The sequence below is a fragment of the Jannaschia sp. M317 genome, from assembly GCF_025141175.1.
Lineage (GTDB): Bacteria > Pseudomonadota > Alphaproteobacteria > Rhodobacterales > Rhodobacteraceae > Jannaschia.
On the sequence record NZ_CP081155.1, the window covers coordinates 587,640 to 606,506 of the forward strand.

Consider the following 18,867-nt stretch of genomic DNA (forward strand, 5'->3'; position numbering starts at 1 on the left):
ACCGCTGCGGGTAGGTTGCTCGTGGCTCAACGGGGGGCGCAAATGTCAGTCACGCCGATGATGGCGCAATTTCTGGAGATCAAGGCAGAGGCGCCGGACGCCCTGCTGTTCTACCGGATGGGCGATTTCTACGAGCTGTTCTTTGATGACGCGGTGGCGGCCTCGGCGGCGCTGGACATTACGTTGACCAAACGCGGCAAGCACCTGGGCGAAGATATCTCCATGTGCGGCGTGCCGGTGCATGCCGCCGAAAATTATCTGATGACCCTGATCCGCAAAGGGTTTCGCGTGGCCGTCGCGGAGCAGTTGGAGCCACCGGAAGAGGCCAAGAAGCGCGGCTCCAAATCCGTGGTGAAGCGCGGCATCGTGCGCCTGGTGACGCCCGGTACCCTGACCGAAGACACGCTGCTGGACGCGCGCGCGCACAACTACCTGGCCGCCTACGCCGAGGTGCGGGGGCAGGGGGCGCTGGCCTGGGCCGACATCTCTACGGGGGCGTTTCACGTGTGTCGCTGCCCGCGTGTTCGTCTGGGGCCCGATCTGGCGCGGTTGGGCGTGCGCGAGGTGGTCCTGATTGAAGGATCGGACGTTGTCCCGGTGGTCGAGGATCTGGGTGCCGCCGCGACGCCGCTAGGGGCCAGCGCCTTTGACAGTGCCTCGGCAGAGGGGCGGTTGAAGGAGCTGTTCGACGTCGGGTCGCTGGATGCTTTCGGCACATTCGATCGGGCCGAACTGGGGGCCATGGGGGCCCTGATCGAATACGTGGAGATCACGCAGCGCGGCAAGCTGCCCCTGATGCGCGCGCCCCGGCAAGAGATGTCGGGCGAGTTGATGACCATCGACGCTGCGACCCGTCGCAACCTGGAGCTGACGCGCGGCAGCGGGGGCGGGCGCGACGGCTCGTTGCTTTGGGCAATTGACCGCACGGTGACGGCGGGCGGCGGGCGCCTGTTGGAGCAGCGACTGGCCGCCCCGTCCGCCCGCGTCGATGTGATCACGTCGCGTCTGGATGCAGTCGATTGGGCCGTGCGCAACGATGCCTTGTCGGGGCAGATGCGGGACGCACTGCGACGGGCCCCGGATATGGATCGAGCGCTGTCACGGCTTTCGCTTGATCGGGGCGGGCCGCGTGACCTGGCTGCGATCCGTGGCGGGTTGGAGGCGGGGATTCGTCTCTATCAAAGGCTTTCAGAGACGGATTTGCCGCTCAAGGTATCCGATCTGGTGGGGCAGAAAGAATTGCTGGACCTGCTGGACGCGGCCTTGGTCGCAGAGCCGCCCTTGATGCTGCGCGACGGCGGTTTGGTCGCCCCTGGCTATGATACCGACCTGGACGAAGCGCGGAACCTGCGCGACGAGGGTCGCGGCGTGATCGCTGCCATGCAGGCGGACTTCGTGTCCCGCACGGGCATCTCGTCTCTGAAGATCAAGCACAACAACGTGCTTGGCTATTTTGTCGAAACCACCGCTGTCCATGCCGACAAGATGCGCGCCGACGACCATTTCATCCATCGGCAGACGACGGCCAATCAGGTCCGGTTCACGACCGTCGACCTGTCCGAGTTGGAAACCAGGATCCTGAACGCGCGCGCGCGCGCCCAATCGCGGGAGGAGGCGATTTTCACCGCGCTACGCGGGGCGATTCTGGTGGCATCGGACGCGATCTTTGCCGCCGCACGCATCCTTGCAGAGCTGGACCTGACAACCGCGCTGGCGGACCTGGCGCGGGGCGAGAACTGGTGCAAGCCCCGCGTGGACAACAGCCGCGCCTTCGAGGTGACCGCAGGCCGGCACCCGGTGGTGGAGCGGGCGTTGAAACGCGACGGCGCGCCCTTTGTGGCCAACGACACCGCGTTGACCGCCAAAACCGGTGCCGCCATTCGCCTGCTGACCGGTCCGAACATGGCGGGTAAATCGACCTGGCTGCGGCAGAACGCGTTGATCGCGGTTCTGGCGCAGATGGGTAGTTTCGTGCCGGCCGACACCGCGCATGTCGGGTTGGTAAGCCAGCTATTCAGCCGGGTCGGGGCGTCGGATGACCTGGCGCGGGGCCGGTCCACCTTTATGGTGGAAATGGTCGAAACGGCGGCGATCCTCAATCAGGCTGACAAACACGCGCTGGTGATCCTGGACGAGATCGGACGAGGAACCGCGACCTATGACGGCCTGTCCATCGCCTGGGCCACGTTGGAGCATCTGCACGACGTGAACGGCTGCCGCGCCCTGTTCGCCACCCATTACCACGAATTGACCACCCTGGCCGCAAGGCTGACGGGCGTGGAAAACGCCACCGTGGCGGTGCGGGAATGGGAAGGTGACGTGATCTTCTTGCACGAGGTGCGCGATGGGGCCGCGGACCGATCATATGGCGTGCAAGTCGCGAAACTGGCCGGCCTGCCAGAGGCGGTCGTTGCACGCGCGCGCGAGGTGCTGACGATGCTGGAGGAGTCGGAACGCGCGGGCGGCGGCAAGATCAAGGCGATGATCGACGACCTGCCGCTGTTCCGGACCGTCCCTGCGGCACCGGCCCCGTCAAAGGCGAGCCCCGTCGAAGACCGGCTTCGGGACGTGATGCCGGATTCGCTGAGCCCGCGCGAGGCGTTGGACCTGCTCTATGAGCTGAAGGGCCTGACCGGTCATTAAAGCGGAGGGCGGCGGCGTGAACCCCGCCCTACCACGCCCCGTAAGGCGTAGGGCGGGGTTCACGCCGCCTGCGTCGACAATCGCCTAGCTGGCAGGTGTCGACGACACGCCGACCTGCGCCGGACGCAGCAGGCGATCGTGCAGCAGGAACCCTTCGGCGGCGACCTGAATGATCTCTCCGGCCTTGGTGCCGGGCAGGGGGGCCTCGAACATGGCCTGATGGACCTGTGGGTCGAATTTCTCGCCCAGTTCGGGCGAGATCAGCGTGATGCCGTGCTTGCCGAACACGCCGACCAACTCCTTCAGCGTCAGCTGAATGCCTTCGATCACGCCGTCCTTGCCGTCGCCTGCCGCATCCAGGGCACGCCGCAGGTTATCGTAAACCGGCAACAGGTCCCGCGCCAGTTTGGAGCCGCCATATTGCTCCGCCTCCTTGCGGTCGCGGGCGGCGCGTTTGCGCACGTTCTCGGCCTCGGCCAAGGACCGCATGAGACGGTCCCGCAGCTCATCGCGTTCTTCCACGATGGCATCCACATTGGCGCGGGCGTGGTCCTTCGGGCCGTCGCCCTCTTCCATCGCGGCGTCCAGGTCGAAGTCCTCTTCCAGGTCTTCGGGATCGTCGAGGAACGGATTTTCCTTCGGATCTGCCATGCTTATCCTTCGTCTCTATCTTTGGGGGCCGGACAGCATCCGTCCGACCAGCTGGGCTGTGTAATCGACGATCGGAACGATCCGACCATAGTTCAGGCGGGTGGGGCCGATCACGCCGACCGCGCCCACGATTTTTCGATCCGCGTTCATATAGGGGGAAACCACCAGAGAGGAACCGGAAAGTGAGAAGAGTTTGTTCTCGGACCCGATGAAGATCCGCACACCTTCGCCCTGTTCGGCCAGCGACAGGAATTCCGTGATGTCCCGCTTGCGTTCCAGATCGTCGAACAGGCTGCGTATCCGGTCCAGGTCGGCGGGATCGGCACCTTCGTCCAGCAGATTGGCACGGCCCCGCACGATCAGCCGTTCGCCCCGCTCGCCCTCGCTTTCCCAGGCGGCCAGACCCTGTTCGATCAGATCATGGGCCAGCACATCGATTTCCTGACGCCGGGCGTCGACCTCGGCGGTCATCAGATGGTGCAGGTCGGAAATAGTCCGGCCTTCGATCATCGCATTCAGGAAATTCGCGGCCTCGCGCATGGACGACGGGGTCTGGCCCGGGGGTGGGACGAAGACGCGATTTTCCACGTGGCCATCGCCAAAGACCAACACGACCAAGGCGCGGTCGGGGGCAAGGCTGACGAACTCGATATGCTTGATCGGGGCCTCGTGTTTGGGCGCAAGTACAAGAGAGGCCCCCTTGGTGATACCGGACAAGGCGTTGCCGACCCGGTCCATCAACCCGCTGACATCCGCCTCGGAGGATCCGACCGAGGCTTCGATCTTGTCGCGATCCTCGTCGCCCAGCTGTGCCTCCAGCAGGCCATCGACGAACATGCGCAGACCCGCCTGGGTCGGGATACGACCCGCCGAGATGTGCGGTGCCTGGATCAGGCCCAGAAACTCCAGATCCTGCATGACATTGCGCACGGTCGCGGCGGACACCTGTTCCGACAGGGTCCGGGTCAACGTGCGGCTGCCGACCGGTTCGCCATTGCCGAGATAACCCTCGACGACGCGGCGGAACACCTCGCGCGAGCGGTCGTTCATCTCGGACAGGATTTGGGCATTGTCTGACATGGCATCCTCGGACGGGGCGGATGGGATTTATTCATCCCTGTGCACAGGGTCAATCACCCGCATTCACGCAAGGCTTGCACGTAGAGCGGGCAAGGGCCAGAACCCCGGCACAACAACTAAGGACATTCCATGAGACCTTCCGGCAGAGCCCTGGACCAGATGCGCGACATTTCCATCGAGGTGGGCGTCACGATGCATGCCGAAGGGTCCTGCATGATCCGCTGCGGCAATACTCACGTGCTGTGCACCGCATCGCTGGAACCGCGCGTGCCGCCGTTTTTGCGCAACACCGGGCAGGGCTGGGTCACGGCAGAGTACGGCATGCTGCCGCGGGCCACGACATCGCGCATGCGTCGGGAATCTGCGGCTGGCAAACAATCGGGCAGGACCCAGGAAATCCAACGGCTGATCGGGCGGTCCCTGCGCGCGGGGATCGACCGTCAGGCCCTGGGCGAACGGCAGATCACCGTCGATTGCGACGTGATCCAGGCCGACGGCGGCACCCGCTGCGCCTCGATCACCGGGGGGTGGGTTGCGCTGCGGCTGGCCGTGAACAAGTTGATGGCCGCCGGCGAGATCGTGACCGACCCGATCATCGATCACGTCGCCGCCGTGTCCTGTGGTATCTACGCTGGGCAATCGGTTCTGGATCTCGACTACCCCGAAGACAGCGAGGCCGGGACCGACGGCAATTTCGTCATGACCGGATCGGGTCAGATGATCGAGTTGCAGGCCAGCGCCGAGGGCGCGACCTTTTCCCGTGATCAGTTCGGCGAATTGATGGCCCTGGCCGACAAGGGCGTCGCGGAACTTGTGGCAGCACAGAAGGCAGCCGTCGCATGAAACCGCTGGGCGACACCTTGCTGATCGCCACGCACAACGCGGGCAAGCTGGAGGAGTTCGCCCAGCTGTTCGCGCCGCGTGGCATCACCTGCAAATCGAACGCAGATTTCAACCTGCCGGAACCGGAGGAGACCGAGAACACGTTCCTCGGCAACGCGCGCATCAAGGCGCGTGCCGCCGTCGCCGCGACAGGGTTGCCTGCCCTGGCGGACGATTCCGGGATCGAGATTGACGGCCTGAACGGGCGCCCCGGCGTTCATACCGCCGATTGGGCCGAAACCCCCGGTGGCCGCGATTTTGGCCTGGCGATGAGCCGGGCGCATCGCGAGCTGATCGAAGCAGGGGCACCACGTCCCTGGACGGCACGGTTTCGCGCGACCCTGGTGATGCTTTGGCCCGATGGGCACGAAGCCGTGTTCGAGGGGCGCGCAGAGGGCACGTTGACCTGGCCGATCCGGGGCGCAACCGGCCATGGATATGACCCGATGTTCGTGCCAGACGGGCAACGTCTGACCTTTGCCGAAATGACCGCAGAGGCCAAGAACGCCATGTCTCATCGTGCGGACGCACTGCGTAAGTTGATCCATGCGTTGGAGACGGAGACATGAGCCGGCGCCTGATTTCCACCGGCTCACCGTTCGAGGCATCCATCGGATATTCCCGCGCCGTGGTGCAGGGGGACTGGTGCTTTGTCTCCGGGATCACGGGCTACGACTATGCAACGATGAAAATGCCAGACGGCATCGCGGCGCAGGCACGCAATTGTTTCACGACGCTCGATGGCGTTCTGGAGCAAGGGGGTTTCACGTTGAACGACGTCGTCCGCGTCACCCATTATGTCACGGATCGGGCTTTGGTCGATACACTTACGCCTGTGTTAGGGTCTTGTCTGGGGTCGGTCCGTCCCGCCGCCACCATGGTGATCGCGGACCTGATGAAGCCCGAAATGCTGTATGAGTTGGAGGTCACGGCCTTCAGGGGGACGTGATGGAGAATTGGCAGCGGGGCGGCTTTGGAATTTATGTCCATTGGCCATTTTGTGCTGCGAAATGTCCCTATTGCGACTTTAACAGTCATGTCGTGTCCCACGTGGATCAGGCCCGTTGGCTGCGCGCTTTTGAGGCCGAACTGTCGTACTGGGCGGACCAGACACCCGGGCGCGTCGTGTCGTCAGTATTCTTCGGAGGCGGAACGCCATCGTTGATGTTGCCGAACGTAGTGGCCGGTATTCTGGACGCGATACGCCGCCACTGGACGCCTGCCAACGATCTGGAAGTCACGTTGGAAGCCAATCCGACCTCTGTCGAAGCCGCGAAGTTTGCCGAGTTCGTAGGTGCAGGCGTGACGCGGTTTTCGGTCGGACTGCAGGCGTTGAACGATGCGGATCTGAAGGCGCTTGGCCGACTGCATACCGTGGCAGAAGGTCGGCGGGCGTTCGAGATTGCCCGGTCTGTTTGCGACCGGGTGTCCTTTGACCTGATCTATGCGCGGCAACATCAGGACGAGGCCACCTGGCGGCGGGAACTGACCGAGGCAGTGTCCTTTGGCTCGGAGCATCTGTCCCTCTATCAACTGACGATAGAGGACGGAACGGCGTTCGGCGCGCGTGCCGCGGCGGGACGCCTGGCCGGGTTGCCGGACGAGGACCGTGGAGCCGATATGTACGAGATGACGCAGGATATCTGCGAAGCAGCCGGGCTGAGCCGATACGAGGTCAGCAATCACGCGGCCCCTGGTGCAGCCTGTCGGCACAATCTTGTCTATTGGCGCGGCGGGGATTGGCTGGGTGTCGGACCGGGTGCCCATGGTCGGGTTGGGCTTTCCCAAGGTCGGGCCGCCACGGTGAATAGGCGCGCCCCTGGCGACTGGTTGACGTCCGTAGAGGGTAAGGGACACGGGCTTGCAACCCTTGAAAACCATCAAACCATTGAAATTGCAGAAGAATATATATTTATGTCCCTCCGCATGACTGAAGGGGCCGACCTGGCGGTCCTTGCGGATCTGGGATTTCAGATCACGCCGACCAGGGTTCAGGGCTTGCTGTCAGACGATCTAGCGACCGTCGAGAACCGTCACCTGGTCCTGAGCGAAACCGGGACGATGGTCCTGAACCGGGCCGTGGGCGCTTTGCTACCTCTCGAACCCCTGGGAAAGTAGGCCGCAAAGCTGGTCGAGTTGATCAAGCGAACGGTAGCGCAGGCGCAGTTCGCCGCCTTCGTCCCCTGTCTGATGATCGATCTGAACCCGAAGGCCGAGCGCCGCCGAGAGATCCCCCTCAAGCGCCAAGGTATCGGCGTCTTTGTCAGGCGTTGCCTTGCTGCTTCGAGGGGCCGATTTTGCGGGTTCCCCTTTCGCCAAACGCTCGGTCTCGCGAACCGAAAGACCGCGTCGGATCACTTCGTTGGCCAGCGCCTCTGGATTGTCCGAACTGATCAGGGCGCGGGCATGACCAGCCGACAGGCGGCCATCCCGCAGCATATCCTGAACCGCATCGGGAAGCTTTAGCAGGCGCATCAGGTTTGCGATGTGGCTGCGAGACTTGCCAAGGACCGAAGACAGCTTTTCTTGCGTATGTCCGAACCGGTCGATCAACTGGCGAAAACCAAGTGCTTCCTCGATCGCATTCAGATCATCACGCTGAATATTCTCGACGATGGCAACTTCGAGAACTTCGGTATCGTTGAAATTTCGGATGATCACCGGAACAGAATGAAGGCCGCAGCGCTGCGCCGCGCGCCAACGACGTTCACCCGCGACGATCTCGTAGGATTCCGCTGCGTCAGACACGGGCCGCACGATCAGCGGCTGAAGCACACCTTTTTCGGAGATCGACGCCGCCAAGTCAGACAGACGATCCTCGTCGAAACTACGGCGGGGCTGATCCGGATTCGGACGGATCATTTCTATCGCAATCTCGCGGTCGGGATTGGCGCGGCGACCAGTCGCGTCGCTTGCGTCGACACCCACGTCCGCCATGAGCGCTGAAAGACCGCGGCGCATCGGCTTCTTTTGCGTGAAATCAGACATGTTCTGTCACCTTATCTTGTGCGTGCCTTTCGCGCAGTTCCGTGGCCAGGGCGCGGTAGGCGATGGCACCGCGGGACGTTGGATCATAGTTGAGCACGGGCATGGCATAGCTGGGCGCTTCGCTGAGCCGGACGTTGCGGGGAATCTTGGTCTCAAACACCAATTCCCCCAGATTGCTGCGGGCGTCTTCCTCGACCTGGACGCACAGGTTGTTACGACGATCGAACATCGTGAGGACAATCCCCTCAACCCGTAGATCCGGGTTTGCAGTCTCCCGTACCTCTCGAACGGTCAGGAGAAGCTGAGACAGACCTTCGAGCGCGAAGAACTCCGCTTGCAGCGGTACGAGAACTGAATCCGAGGCAACTAGGGAATTGATGGTCAGCAAGCTAAGAGACGGAGGGCAGTCAATCAGAACATAGTCATAATCCGCAGGTCGTAGGCGAAGCGCATTCCGCAGATGAACAACGCGCCGTGCGGTCGACATGAGCTCGGCATCCGCAGAGCTGAGATCCATCGTGGCAGGAATGATTTCGAGATTTTCTACGTCGGTCTTGCGCGCCAGATCGTTCGCGGAGGCGTCCGAAAGGAGCAGGTCATAGACCGTTTTCGCGCGTGTATCCCTTGAAATACCAAGCCCCGTCGATGCGTTCCCTTGAGGATCGAGATCAATGACAAGCACCCGCTCTCCGCGCATTGCGAGAGCCGCTCCGAGATTGATGGCGGTTGTCGTCTTGCCGACACCACCTTTCTGATTGGCGACGCTTATGATGCGCATTCTAATGCTCTTTCCGCCTCAGGTTTCTTATAACAAGAATACGACCGTCGGACTCTGCGCGAACCTGTCGTGCGTCCAAATCGTATTCCCAAGTATCCGATGCGACTGCATGTTCATCAGCCCAGGATCGGCCCTTTGGGAATACACAAGTTGTCCCAACCGTTCCATGACGTTCTACAAATTTTAGCAGATCCGTGAGAGGCGCAAGGGCCCGCGCGCTGATGACTGTTGCCTTTTTGGGGGGCGCGGCTTCGATCCGATTGGCTAGAATTTCCAGATTCAGGCCGAGTTCACGCCGCACCGCACGAAGAAACTCACACTTGCGCTTGTCGCTTTCCAGCAGAATTATCTTCGTGTCCCGGTTCAGAATTGCAGCGACAACTCCGGGGAGGCCTGCGCCGGTTCCAAGATCAAGCCAGGTATCAGGTTCGTTCTCGATGCACTGAACTGCGTCGATACTGTCCAGGATATGCCTGTTCCAGAGATCATCGACGGTAGAGGCTCCGATCAGGTTAATGCGACGGTTCCATTTCAGCAGGACCTCAGCATAGGCGTTCAGATCCGATAGTGTTTCACGTGAAACGTCGGGGAGGAAAGCGTCATCGATCATGCTGTCTGCCGCTGAGACCGCTTGAGCGCGCTCAACAACGCAATGATCGCAGCCGGTGTGGCACCCTCAATCCGACTTGCTTGGGCAACGGTTTCAGGACCAATGCGGGCAAACTTCTCGGCAATCTCATGGCTGATCCCATGAACATTGGAAAAATCGAAATCTGCGGGAATGATCATTGCCTCATCTCGGCTGAGGGCCTGGATGTCTCTGGCCTGTCGTTCTTCGTAAATCGCGTAAAGCGCGTTTCGCTGAACTTGTGTCAGAACCTCCAACGACCAGCTGCCTCCAGCAGGCCACACCGAAAGAAGGTCTTCAATCTGAACCGACTGCTGGGCCATAACGTCCCAAACGCTACGGCTGGCCGTGCTGTTCCCAGCAGGAAAGCCTGCGTGCCGCGCTTGATCCGCCGAAAGTTTACTGTCTTTCGCGGAGGACGTGCAGTCAAGTACCTGTTCCGTCTTCCAACTGAACACTGAAGAACGATCTGGCGAAATTAATCCCAACGCACGTCCAAAATCGGTAAGACGGGCGTCCGCATTGTCTGCTCTCAAGGTAAGACGATACTCCGCCCTGGAGGTGAACATACGATAGGGCTCCGTCACACCGCGCGTAACGAGATCGTCGACCATAACACCGATGTAGGAACGTGAGCGTTCAAAGATGGCTGCTTCTAGCTGAAGATGCTGACGAGCAGCATTCGTGCCAGCCACCAGTCCCTGGGCGGCTGCCTCTTCGTAGCCTGTGGTGCCATTTATCTGACCAGCTAGGAAGAGTCCGGGAATGGCACGCAGCTCAAGCGACCGCGACAGAGCCCTGGGATCCAGATAGTCGTATTCAATTGCATATCCGGGCTGGACAATCTCTGCCTGCTCCAGACCAACAATTGATCGGACGTAAGCGTCCTGAACATCCTCCGGCAGCGAGGTGGAGATTCCGTTAGGGTATACAAGGTCCGAATCCAAACCCTCGGGCTCCAGAAAGATCTGATGGCTCGTCTTTTCCGCAAAGCGGACGACTTTATCCTCGATGGATGGACAGTAGCGCGGACCGATCCCGGAGACATGGCCCCCATACATTGCAGATCGTTCTAGATTGCTACGGATAATGTCATGCGTCTGCTGATTGGTATGAGTGATGCCGCACTGAACTTGCTTCAATGCAGGACGTCCATTGTTCAAGAAAGAGAACATCACCGGCGGTTCATCGCCGTCCTGCATCTCCAACACGTCCCAGTCTATTGATGATCGCCGCAAACGAGGTGGCGTGCCGGTCTTCAATCTACCAAACGGAAGTCCCATAGACCGCAACCGTTTGGCCAGCGCGTTCGACGGCTTCCCACCTTGGCGGCCGCCGGAAAGGGCACGATCACCGATAAGAATGACGCCACCAAGAAACGTGCCGGTCGTCAGAACAACCTGATTGGATCGAAGGATATCGCCGGTGGCCAGAGCCACGCCTACGACCTTTCCAGAATGATCCAACTCAAGATCGACGACTTCACCAAGGACAACATCAACGTTTTCGGCCGCCTCAATGACGGCACTCATCGTCGATTTGTAAACATCCCGGTCCGCTTGTGCGCGAGGTCCTTGAACCGCGGGGCCCTTGCGTCGGTTCAGCAGCCGAAACTGAATTCCAGCTGCATCCGCCACGATCCCCATGGCACCACCAAGCGCGTCAATCTCGCGAACCAAGTGACCCTTACCGAGCCCCCCAATCGCGGGATTACACGACATGACGCCAAGATCATCTGCACGCATTGTCACAAGCGCGACACGCACACCGATGCGCGCTGCGGCCAAGGCCGCTTCGCAACCTGCATGCCCGCCGCCGATGATGATCACATCGTAGTCCAGATGTTTCACGTGAAACCTCGTCATTTTCCCAGACAGAACGACGAGAAGATCTCGTCCAGCACCGCTTCCATATCTACGCCGCCAATCATTCCATGCAAGCTTTGCGCCACCGCCCGCAACCCCTCGACCGAGAACTCAACCGGGGCCTGACCCAGATCTCTCAGGATTACTGACAGCTCTTCGACCGAATTTCTCAATGCCAACTCATCCCGCTGCCTGGAAACGAAGCCCGCCGATTCGACGCGTCTGGCCAGAATCTCCGAAACTCTCACCAAGAGCTCACTCACCCCCTGACCAGTGACAGCCGATATGTCGCCGGGGCGAAGGTCAGATTTGGAACGGAGAATGATGTCTTCCTCCTGAACGGCTACCAAGCTTCGAAGGTCACCCTCATCCTCTTGCAGGAAGATTCTAAGATCCGCCGTAACAGCCCGTTTCTTGGCGCGATCTACACCGATCTGTTCCACCGGATCATCCGTTTCCCGAAGCCCCGCCGTATCGAGAAACACGACACGGATGCCATCGACATCTACCGCACGCTCGATGATGTCCCGCGTCGTACCAGGGATATCCGAGATAATCGAAACATCTGATGATGTTAACTTATTGATTAAAGATGATTTTCCAGAATTAGGCGGCCCGACAAGCGCCACTTCGAACCCACTTCTCAGACTTCTCGCGTGCGTCACGCCCGCCAGTTCATGCGTCAACTCCGACGAAAGCCGCATCAACAGATCCCGCACTTCTGGCGTGACATCCTCCGGCACCTCCTCATCCGCGAAATCGATGGTCGCCTCCAACAAGGCCATCGCCCGGATCGTCATGGCACGCCAGCCGGACAGACGTGTCGACATCTCGCCGCTCATGACCCGCATCGCTTCTCGTCGTTGGACTTCGGTCTCGGCCTCGATGATATCCGCAAGCCCCTGGACCTCGGTCAGGTCCAGACGTTCATTCAACAGGGCACGACGCGTAAATTCCCCAGGGTCCGCCATACGAACGCCGTCCAGGGCCCCAAGACGTGCCAACATCGCCCGCATGACGGCAATGCTGCCATGCAATTGAAATTCAACAACATCTTCGCCTGTAAAACTCGCGTCAGCATCGAAACGCAAAACCAGAGCTTCGTCGATCACACCACCATCCGCATCACGCAACTTGCGAAGGCTGGCGACACGCGCAGGGGTCTCGGTCACACCGAACCACGCCATGACCTGCCCGACCTGTGGCCCGGATACCCGGATCACAGACACCCCGGCCTTACCCGGGGCGGTGGCCTGCGCGAAGATGGTATCGGACATCGGACAAGATCACGAATTCATCGAGTCGAAGAAATCGGAGTTCGTCTTTGTCTGTTTCAGCTTGGACAGCAGGAACTCGATCGCATCCGTCGTCCCCATCGGGTTCAGGATCCGCCGCAGTACGAACGTCTTCTGCAGGTCCTTCGGATCGACCAGCAGCTCTTCTTTTCGGGTGCCGGACTTCAGAATGTCCATGGCCGGGAACACCCGCTTGTCCGAGATCTTCCGGTCCAGAACAATCTCGCTGTTGCCGGTGCCCTTGAACTCTTCAAAGATGACTTCGTCCATGCGCGACCCGGTATCGATCAGCGCGGTCGCGATGATCGTCAGCGACCCACCTTCCTCGATGTTGCGAGCGGCACCAAAGAACCGCTTGGGCCGCTGCAGCGCGTTTGCATCGACACCACCTGTCAGAACCTTGCCCGAAGACGGCACAACCGTGTTGAACGCCCGTCCCAGGCGCGTGATCGAATCCAGCAAGATGACGACATCGCGCTTGTGCTCTACCAGGCGTTTGGCCTTTTCGATCACCATTTCCGATACCGCCACGTGCCGCGTCGCCGGTTCATCGAAGGTCGAGGAAATCACCTCGCCCTTCACTGACCGCTGCATGTCCGTGACTTCCTCGGGCCGCTCGTCGATCAGCAGAACCATCAGATAACATTCAGGATGGTTCTCTTCGATCGACTTGGCGATGTTCTGCATGATCACCGTCTTACCGGTCCGCGGCGGGGCTACGATCAGGGATCGCTGACCTTTGCCGATCGGTGCCACCAGATCGATGATCCGCGCCGTCCGATCCTTGATCGTCGGATCTTCGATCTCCAGCTTCAGGCGTTCGTCCGGGTAAAGCGGGGTCAGGTTATCAAAGCTGACCTTGTGACGGGTCTTCTCCGGCTCCTCGAAGTTGATCGAGGTCACCTTTGTCATCACGAAATAACGTTCGTTGTCATCGGGTGCCTGGATGATCCCATCGACCGTGTCGCCGGTCCGCATCGAATGCGAACGGATCACTTCGGGCGACAGATAGATGTCGTCGGGACCGGGCAGATAGTTGGCCTCCGGTGCGCGCAGAAAGCCGAAGCCGTCCTGCAACACTTCCAGCACGCCTTCGCCACTGATCTCCCAGCCCTCATCGGCCCGTTCCCGCAGGATGGAGAACATAAGTTCCCCTTTCCGCATGGTGGACGCATTGTCGATTTCCAGCTCTTCGGCCATGGAAACCAGATCCTTGGGCGAGGTCGCCTTCAGATCGCGCAGGTTCAGACGTTCGGTGACTTCGGGGGCATCGGTTTCGGTGCCGGGAATATCGTCGCGCATGGCGCAGCTCCGTCAAACGGGCGCCGACCTTCGGGGCCGCGCCGGATGGGCAATTCATGGGAAACGGGGATCGGACCAGAACGGCCCACCGTTGGACCAGCAGCTAGGCGGTTCGCCGGGCGAAGTCAATCGACGGAGCGGCTCAGAACGGTTTCACGATCACGGAGACGACGATCAGGATCATCAGGACCGTCGGCACCTCGTTCATCATCCTGAACCCGCGTCCCGTCCTGTCTGACGCCCCCGCAGCCAGCGCCTTGCGCTCGCCCGCGCACCACATGTGAAACACCGTCATCCCGATCACGCAGGCCGCCTTGATCCAGGCCCAGCCCGTCCCCCAGTCGACACCGCCCATTCCCACCATGATCAGACCGAACAACCAGGTGGAAATCATCGCAGGCGTCATGATCGCCTTCAACAACCGCCGTTCCATGATTTCCAGCACCGGCATCATCTCCGGCACGGTCTTACGCTGTTCCACGTGGTAGACGAACAGCCGAGGCAAATAGAAAATCCCGGCCATCCACGCGATGACAGAGATCACATGCAGGGCCTTTGCCCAGAGATACAGATCACCCATGTCGTCATGCTCCGCGCTTTGCCCCGATCTAAATATAAGAAGAAAAGAAAGGAAGATGTTGTTGATAGGGGCGGTGAATAACGGGGATTGAATCCCGCTCCCAGGGTTTTGCACATGCGGGTTGTTTCACCCCGCCCCCGCGGTGAATTCCGGGGAGGAATCGGGCCCGATCGCTGCAGGCATGGTGTTTCACCTGTGGACAGAACTGTGGTTCACCTCTCGACAAACCCGTAGGCACCCACGCCGTTCACACCCTGCGCAGCTGCCTTTTCCGCAGGGACAAACTGTCCAAAGTGTCCGGAAAACCCGAGAGCTATCCTCGACGCTCTGCCTTGTGGCAAGTATCACAAGGTTTCCGACAGGGTTCTCCGCCCGGTCATCAACAGAACGATCCCCATGCTGACGCTCGCCTCTTCTTCCGAAACCCGACAGACCTTGTTGCGCAATGCCGCCATCCCGTTCGAAGCCGTGCCCGCCCGGATCGACGAAGACAGCCTGCGCGACGCCTTGCTGGCCGAGGGGCATGGCCCCCGCAACGTGGCCGATGCCCTGGCCGAGATGAAGGCCCTGCGTCTGCGCCGTCCCGGTCTGATCCTGGGCTGTGATCAGATCTGTGCCCTGGGCGACGACATACTGACCAAACCCGCCACGCCCGAGGCGGCGCGCGCCCAGCTGACACGCCTGTCCGGTGGCCGGCACAAGCTGCATTCGGCCGCTGTCATCGTCGAAGACGGCACGCCGATCTGGCGTCATATCGGTGACGTCACCATGATCATGCGCCCCGTGTCAGATGTTTATATATCTGATTACGTTGAAAGAAATTGGGACACTATCCGTCACAGCGCCGGGTCCTATACCTTGGAAGGCGAGGGCGCGCGCCTGTTTCAGCAGGTTCAAGGGGATTTCTTTTCGGTGCTGGGCCTGCCGCTGTTGCCGTTGATCAACTATCTCGTAACACGGGGGGACCTGCCCGCATGACCATCCTTGCCGGCGTCATTGGCGATCCGATCGCTCATAGCCGCTCTCCAATCCTGTGGGGGCACTGGCTGACCCGTTACGGCATCAGGGGCCACTACGTGCCGCTGCATGTCCGCCCCGAAGACCTGCGTGCGACGCTCGACCTGCTGCCACGCCTGGGGTTTGCCGGGATCAACGTCACCATTCCCCATAAGGAAGCCGTCTTTGCCGCCGCAGACGAGGTCACCGACCGGGCCCGCGCCGTGGGGGCCGCCAACACGCTGACCTTTGCCGACGGGCGCATTCTAGCGGACAATACCGACGGTTATGGGTTTCTGGCCAACCTGGATCAGGGGGCGCCAGACCGTGATCCCGCATCCCCTGCCTTCGTGCTTGGCGCCGGCGGGGCCGCTCGCGGTGTGATCGCCGCCTTGCGCGATGGCGGTGCGACCCGCATTACCCTGACCAACCGCACCCGCGCCCGGGCCGAGGCGCTGGCCGCCGAATTCGGCCCGATCATTACCGTCGTCGATTGGGACGCGGCCGATGCGGCGCTGGCCGGTCATGGTCTGTTGGTCAACACCACCAGTCTTGGCATGCAAGGCCACGGCGATCTGACCCTGGACCTGTCCGCCCTGCCGGCTCAGGCTGTTGTTACCGATATCGTCTATACTCCGCTGGAAACGCCTCTTCTTCGGGCGGCCAAGGCGCGGGGGCACCCGACCGTCGATGGTCTCGGCATGTTGTTGCATCAGGCGGTGCCGGGGTTCGAACGCTGGTTCGGGCGCACGCCCGAGGTGGACGCCACCCTGCGTCAGGCGGTGCTGGCATGATCGTCCTTGGCCTGACCGGATCCATTGGCATGGGCAAAACCGAAACGGCCAAACTGTTCCGCGATCGGGGGGTTCCGACCTGGGATGCCGATGCCGCTGTCCATCGTCTTTATGGTCCGGGCGGCGCGGCGGTAGAGCCGATCCGCGCGGCCATACCCGAAGCGGTGCCCGGCGACATCGTCGACCGAGGAGCCCTGCGGGAGTTCATCATCGTTGATCCGGATATCCTGAAAGCGGTGGAGGCCATCGTCCACCCCCTCGTGGCCCAGGACCGCGCGGCTTTTTTGCGGGATACCGACGCCCCCATCGTTCTGCTGGATGTGCCGCTGTTGTTTGAAACCGGCCTGGCGGTGGACAAATCCATCGTCGTCACCATCGATGCAGACACCCAAAGGCAACGGGTCCTGGCGCGGGGCACCATGCCAGAGGCCGTGTTCGAGGATATCCTGTCCCGTCAGATGCCCGACGCAGACAAACGCGCCCGCGCCGACTACATCATTGAAACCACATCGCCAGAAGCTGCCGCCGCACAGGTCGATGCCATCCTTGCCGAGTTGAGGGGAACGCCATGAGAGAAATCGTCCTCGACACCGAAACCACCGGGTTCGAGCCGGAGTCGGGCGACCGCATCGTCGAGATCGGCGCCGTCGAGCTGATCAACTATGTGCCTACCGGCAAGACCTATCACCAATACATCAACCCCGAACGGTCCATGCCGGACGGGGCGTTTCAGGTGCACGGGCTGGGAGACGATTTCCTGAAGGATTTCCCGGTTTTCGCGCAGGTTGGTCAGGCCTTCGTCGATTTCATCGGCGACGCCCGGCTGGTGATCCACAATGCTGCCTTCGACATGAAATTCCTGAACGCTGAACTCGGATGGATGGGCCTGCCGCGTCTGCCGATGGATCGGGCGCTCGATACGCTGGCCATCGCGCGGTCCAAGTTTCCCGGCTCTCCGGCGTCGCTGGATGCGCTGTGCCGGCGGTTCGGGGTCGACAATTCCTCGCGCGAAAAACACGGCGCGCTGCTCGACAGTGAAATCCTGGCAGAGGTCTATCTGGAGCTGATCGGCGGTCGCCAACCGACGCTGGTTCTGGCCGGTCAGGAGCGGAGCGACGCTGCGGAGTCGGCGGGCGATTGGAAAGCGCGGCCACGCCCGACGCCCTTGCCCAACCGTCTGACGGACGCAGAACGCGCCGCCCACGAGACCTTTGTCCAAGGGCTCGGGGACGGCGCGCTTTGGAAGTCGCTGACCTGACGGATCAGTTGGTCGGGGCAGCCGCAGCCTGGGCCTGGGCCCGGCGCGTGATCTCGTTGCGATAAAGCGAGACGAAATCGATATTTTCCAGGTTCAGCGGCGGGAAGCCACCGTCGCGGGACACGTCGGACACGATCCGGCGCAGGAACGGGAACAGCATGCGCGGGCATTCGATCAGAAGATAGGGATGCATCTGCGCATCCGGCACGTTCTGGATCGCAAAGATACCGGCATAATCCAGTTCCATCGCAAAGATCGGCTCTTCGCCGCCCTTTGCCTTGGCCGTGATATTCAGCTTGACGGAAACCTCGAACTGGCCGTCCTGCTGCCGCTTGCGCGCGTCCAGGCCGACCTGCACGTTGATGTCGGGCTGGCCGTCCATCGTCTTGCCCTTCTGGGCGGCGACGTTCTCAAAGGACATGTCGCGGATGAACTGACCCAGAACCTGCATCTGCGGCATCTTGGGCTGTTCGGGTGCTGGTGTCCCCTCAGCGGCGGCGGCGGTTGCGTCGGGGGCGGGAACGGTATCGTCCGTGTCGGCCATTCTGATAATCTCCGGTCTCGTGAAAGCGTTGGGCCGTTGCCTAGCAGAGCCGGAGAGGCGTCACAACAACGCCGCTCAGTCGCGCGGCTCGGTCCAGCCCGACGGGCCCTTGCGCGGGGGCATTTCCACATAGTCGGCGTCGATCACGGTGTCGTCGGGCTGACCCCGCCCATAGGGGTCATGGGGCTGCTGCGCCTGGCCGCCCATGGTGAAACTCTGGACCTTGATACGTTTGCGCACCGCTTCCATCACGGCGTCGCGCACGGCGGGCACCAACAGGGCAAAGCCCACGGCATCGGTGAAAAACCCAGGGGTCAGCAGCAGCAGGCCCGAGGCCAGGATCATCGCCCCATGGGCCAGGGGCCGGGTCGGATCGTTCAACTCGTTGAACGAGGATTGAACTTTCTGGATCTGTTCCAGGCCCTGTTTGCGCACAAGATGGGTGCCCAGAACGGCCGTCGCCAGAACGATGGCCAGCGTCGGCCAAAGGCCCAGCCAGCCGCCAACCTGGATAAACAACCCGATCTCCAGCAAGGGGACCAGAATGAAGAGGGCAAGCAGCCACATCGCGATAATCCTCCGT

The 18,867-nt window shown here is 61.3% G+C and carries 20 protein-coding genes; 9 read left to right on the forward strand and 11 right to left on the reverse strand.

The window, feature by feature from the left end; translation table 11 throughout:
- The first annotated feature begins 42 nt into the window (after nt 1-42).
- On the forward strand, nt 43-2,643 hold the full coding sequence (mutS, locus tag K3551_RS03085) for a DNA mismatch repair protein MutS (protein ID WP_259917583.1): 2,601 nt from the start codon (nt 43-45) through the stop codon (nt 2,641-2,643).
- An 84-nt stretch (nt 2,644-2,727) separates the two neighbouring features.
- Here mutS and K3551_RS03090 read toward each other — a convergent pair whose 3' ends face one another.
- Nucleotides 2,728-3,294: a nucleotide exchange factor GrpE gene (locus K3551_RS03090; protein ID WP_259917585.1), complete on the reverse strand. Its 567-nt coding sequence runs from the start codon at nt 3,292-3,294 to the stop codon at nt 2,728-2,730.
- A 15-nt stretch (nt 3,295-3,309) separates the two neighbouring features.
- Nucleotides 3,310-4,374, reverse strand: a complete 1,065-nt coding sequence (gene hrcA, locus K3551_RS03095; RefSeq protein ID WP_259917587.1) for a heat-inducible transcriptional repressor HrcA — start codon at nt 4,372-4,374, stop codon at nt 3,310-3,312.
- 129 nt (nt 4,375-4,503) lie between these two features.
- Between hrcA and rph the strand changes: the two genes are divergently transcribed.
- From rph to hemW, 4 genes are read left to right on the forward strand one after another with little or no spacing between them, the layout of a single operon-like run.
- Entirely contained in the window at nt 4,504-5,217 is a 714-nt protein-coding gene (gene rph, locus K3551_RS03100; RefSeq protein ID WP_259917588.1) for a ribonuclease PH, read from the forward strand.
- Nucleotides 5,214-5,825 carry a non-canonical purine NTP pyrophosphatase gene (locus tag K3551_RS03105; protein ID WP_259917590.1) on the forward strand — a complete coding sequence of 204 codons (612 nt, stop codon included), beginning with the start codon at nt 5,214-5,216 and terminating at the stop codon, nt 5,823-5,825. Before rph ends, K3551_RS03105 begins: the two co-directional genes overlap by 4 nt.
- The gene (locus K3551_RS03110) at nt 5,822-6,205 is read left to right on the forward strand and encodes a RidA family protein (RefSeq protein WP_259917592.1); all 384 of its coding nucleotides are present in this window, start codon (nt 5,822-5,824) and stop codon (nt 6,203-6,205) included. The genes K3551_RS03105 and K3551_RS03110 overlap by 4 nt, the downstream gene beginning before the upstream one ends.
- Nucleotides 6,205-7,374 carry a radical SAM family heme chaperone HemW gene (gene hemW, locus K3551_RS03115; RefSeq protein WP_259917594.1) on the forward strand — a complete coding sequence of 390 codons (1,170 nt, stop codon included), beginning with the start codon at nt 6,205-6,207 and terminating at the stop codon, nt 7,372-7,374. The genes K3551_RS03110 and hemW overlap by 1 nt, the downstream gene beginning before the upstream one ends.
- On the opposite strand, the gene K3551_RS03120 is transcribed toward hemW, so the two are convergent.
- The 7 genes from K3551_RS03120 to hemJ all read right to left on the reverse strand — a co-directional run bounded on the left by K3551_RS03120 (nt 7,348) and on the right by hemJ (nt 14,692).
- Nucleotides 7,348-8,244 (reverse strand): ParB/RepB/Spo0J family partition protein, encoded by an 897-nt coding sequence (locus K3551_RS03120; RefSeq protein ID WP_259917595.1) that lies wholly within the window; start codon nt 8,242-8,244, stop codon nt 7,348-7,350. The genes hemW and K3551_RS03120 overlap by 27 nt on opposite strands.
- Nucleotides 8,237-9,022, reverse strand: coding sequence for a ParA family protein (locus K3551_RS03125; RefSeq protein ID WP_259917596.1), 786 nt, complete (start codon nt 9,020-9,022; stop codon nt 8,237-8,239). Before K3551_RS03125 ends, K3551_RS03120 begins: the two co-directional genes overlap by 8 nt.
- A gap of 1 nt (nt 9,023) precedes the next feature.
- Nucleotides 9,024-9,632 (reverse strand): 16S rRNA (guanine(527)-N(7))-methyltransferase RsmG, encoded by a 609-nt coding sequence (rsmG, locus tag K3551_RS03130; protein ID WP_259917597.1) that lies wholly within the window; start codon nt 9,630-9,632, stop codon nt 9,024-9,026.
- Nucleotides 9,629-11,500, reverse strand: coding sequence for a tRNA uridine-5-carboxymethylaminomethyl(34) synthesis enzyme MnmG (gene mnmG, locus K3551_RS03135; protein WP_259917598.1), 1,872 nt, complete (start codon nt 11,498-11,500; stop codon nt 9,629-9,631). The genes rsmG and mnmG overlap by 4 nt, the downstream gene beginning before the upstream one ends.
- 11 nt (nt 11,501-11,511) lie before the next feature.
- Nucleotides 11,512-12,792, reverse strand: coding sequence for a tRNA uridine-5-carboxymethylaminomethyl(34) synthesis GTPase MnmE (gene mnmE, locus K3551_RS03140; protein ID WP_259917599.1), 1,281 nt, complete (start codon nt 12,790-12,792; stop codon nt 11,512-11,514).
- A 9-nt stretch (nt 12,793-12,801) separates the two neighbouring features.
- Complete coding sequence (gene rho / locus K3551_RS03145) at nt 12,802-14,112, reverse strand: transcription termination factor Rho (RefSeq protein WP_259917601.1); 1,311 nt, start codon at nt 14,110-14,112, stop codon at nt 12,802-12,804.
- A gap of 142 nt (nt 14,113-14,254) precedes the next feature.
- Nucleotides 14,255-14,692, reverse strand: a complete 438-nt coding sequence (gene hemJ / locus K3551_RS03150) for a protoporphyrinogen oxidase HemJ (RefSeq protein WP_259917602.1) — start codon at nt 14,690-14,692, stop codon at nt 14,255-14,257.
- A 396-nt stretch (nt 14,693-15,088) separates the two neighbouring features.
- Between hemJ and K3551_RS03155 the strand changes: the two genes are divergently transcribed.
- The 4 genes from K3551_RS03155 to dnaQ are packed head-to-tail and all read left to right on the forward strand — an operon-like array spanning nt 15,089 to nt 17,740.
- Nucleotides 15,089-15,670: a nucleoside triphosphate pyrophosphatase gene (locus tag K3551_RS03155; RefSeq protein ID WP_259917604.1), complete on the forward strand. Its 582-nt coding sequence runs from the start codon at nt 15,089-15,091 to the stop codon at nt 15,668-15,670.
- Nucleotides 15,667-16,482, forward strand: a complete 816-nt coding sequence (locus K3551_RS03160) for a shikimate dehydrogenase (protein WP_259917605.1) — start codon at nt 15,667-15,669, stop codon at nt 16,480-16,482. Before K3551_RS03155 ends, K3551_RS03160 begins: the two co-directional genes overlap by 4 nt.
- A complete protein-coding gene (coaE, locus tag K3551_RS03165) occupies nt 16,479-17,054 on the forward strand; it encodes a dephospho-CoA kinase (RefSeq protein ID WP_259917607.1) in 576 nt (191 codons plus the stop codon). The genes K3551_RS03160 and coaE overlap by 4 nt, the downstream gene beginning before the upstream one ends.
- Nucleotides 17,051-17,740, forward strand: a complete 690-nt coding sequence (gene dnaQ / locus K3551_RS03170; protein ID WP_259917608.1) for a DNA polymerase III subunit epsilon — start codon at nt 17,051-17,053, stop codon at nt 17,738-17,740. Before coaE ends, dnaQ begins: the two co-directional genes overlap by 4 nt.
- A 4-nt stretch (nt 17,741-17,744) precedes the next feature.
- On the opposite strand, the gene secB is transcribed toward dnaQ, so the two are convergent.
- Together secB and K3551_RS03180 are read right to left on the reverse strand one after the other, a co-directional pair.
- Nucleotides 17,745-18,284 (reverse strand): protein-export chaperone SecB, encoded by a 540-nt coding sequence (secB, locus tag K3551_RS03175; RefSeq protein WP_409197401.1) that lies wholly within the window; start codon nt 18,282-18,284, stop codon nt 17,745-17,747.
- Between the two features lie 75 nt (nt 18,285-18,359).
- Nucleotides 18,360-18,851, reverse strand: coding sequence for an FxsA family protein (locus K3551_RS03180; RefSeq protein WP_259917609.1), 492 nt, complete (start codon nt 18,849-18,851; stop codon nt 18,360-18,362).
- Between the last annotated feature and the right edge of the window lie 16 nt (nt 18,852-18,867).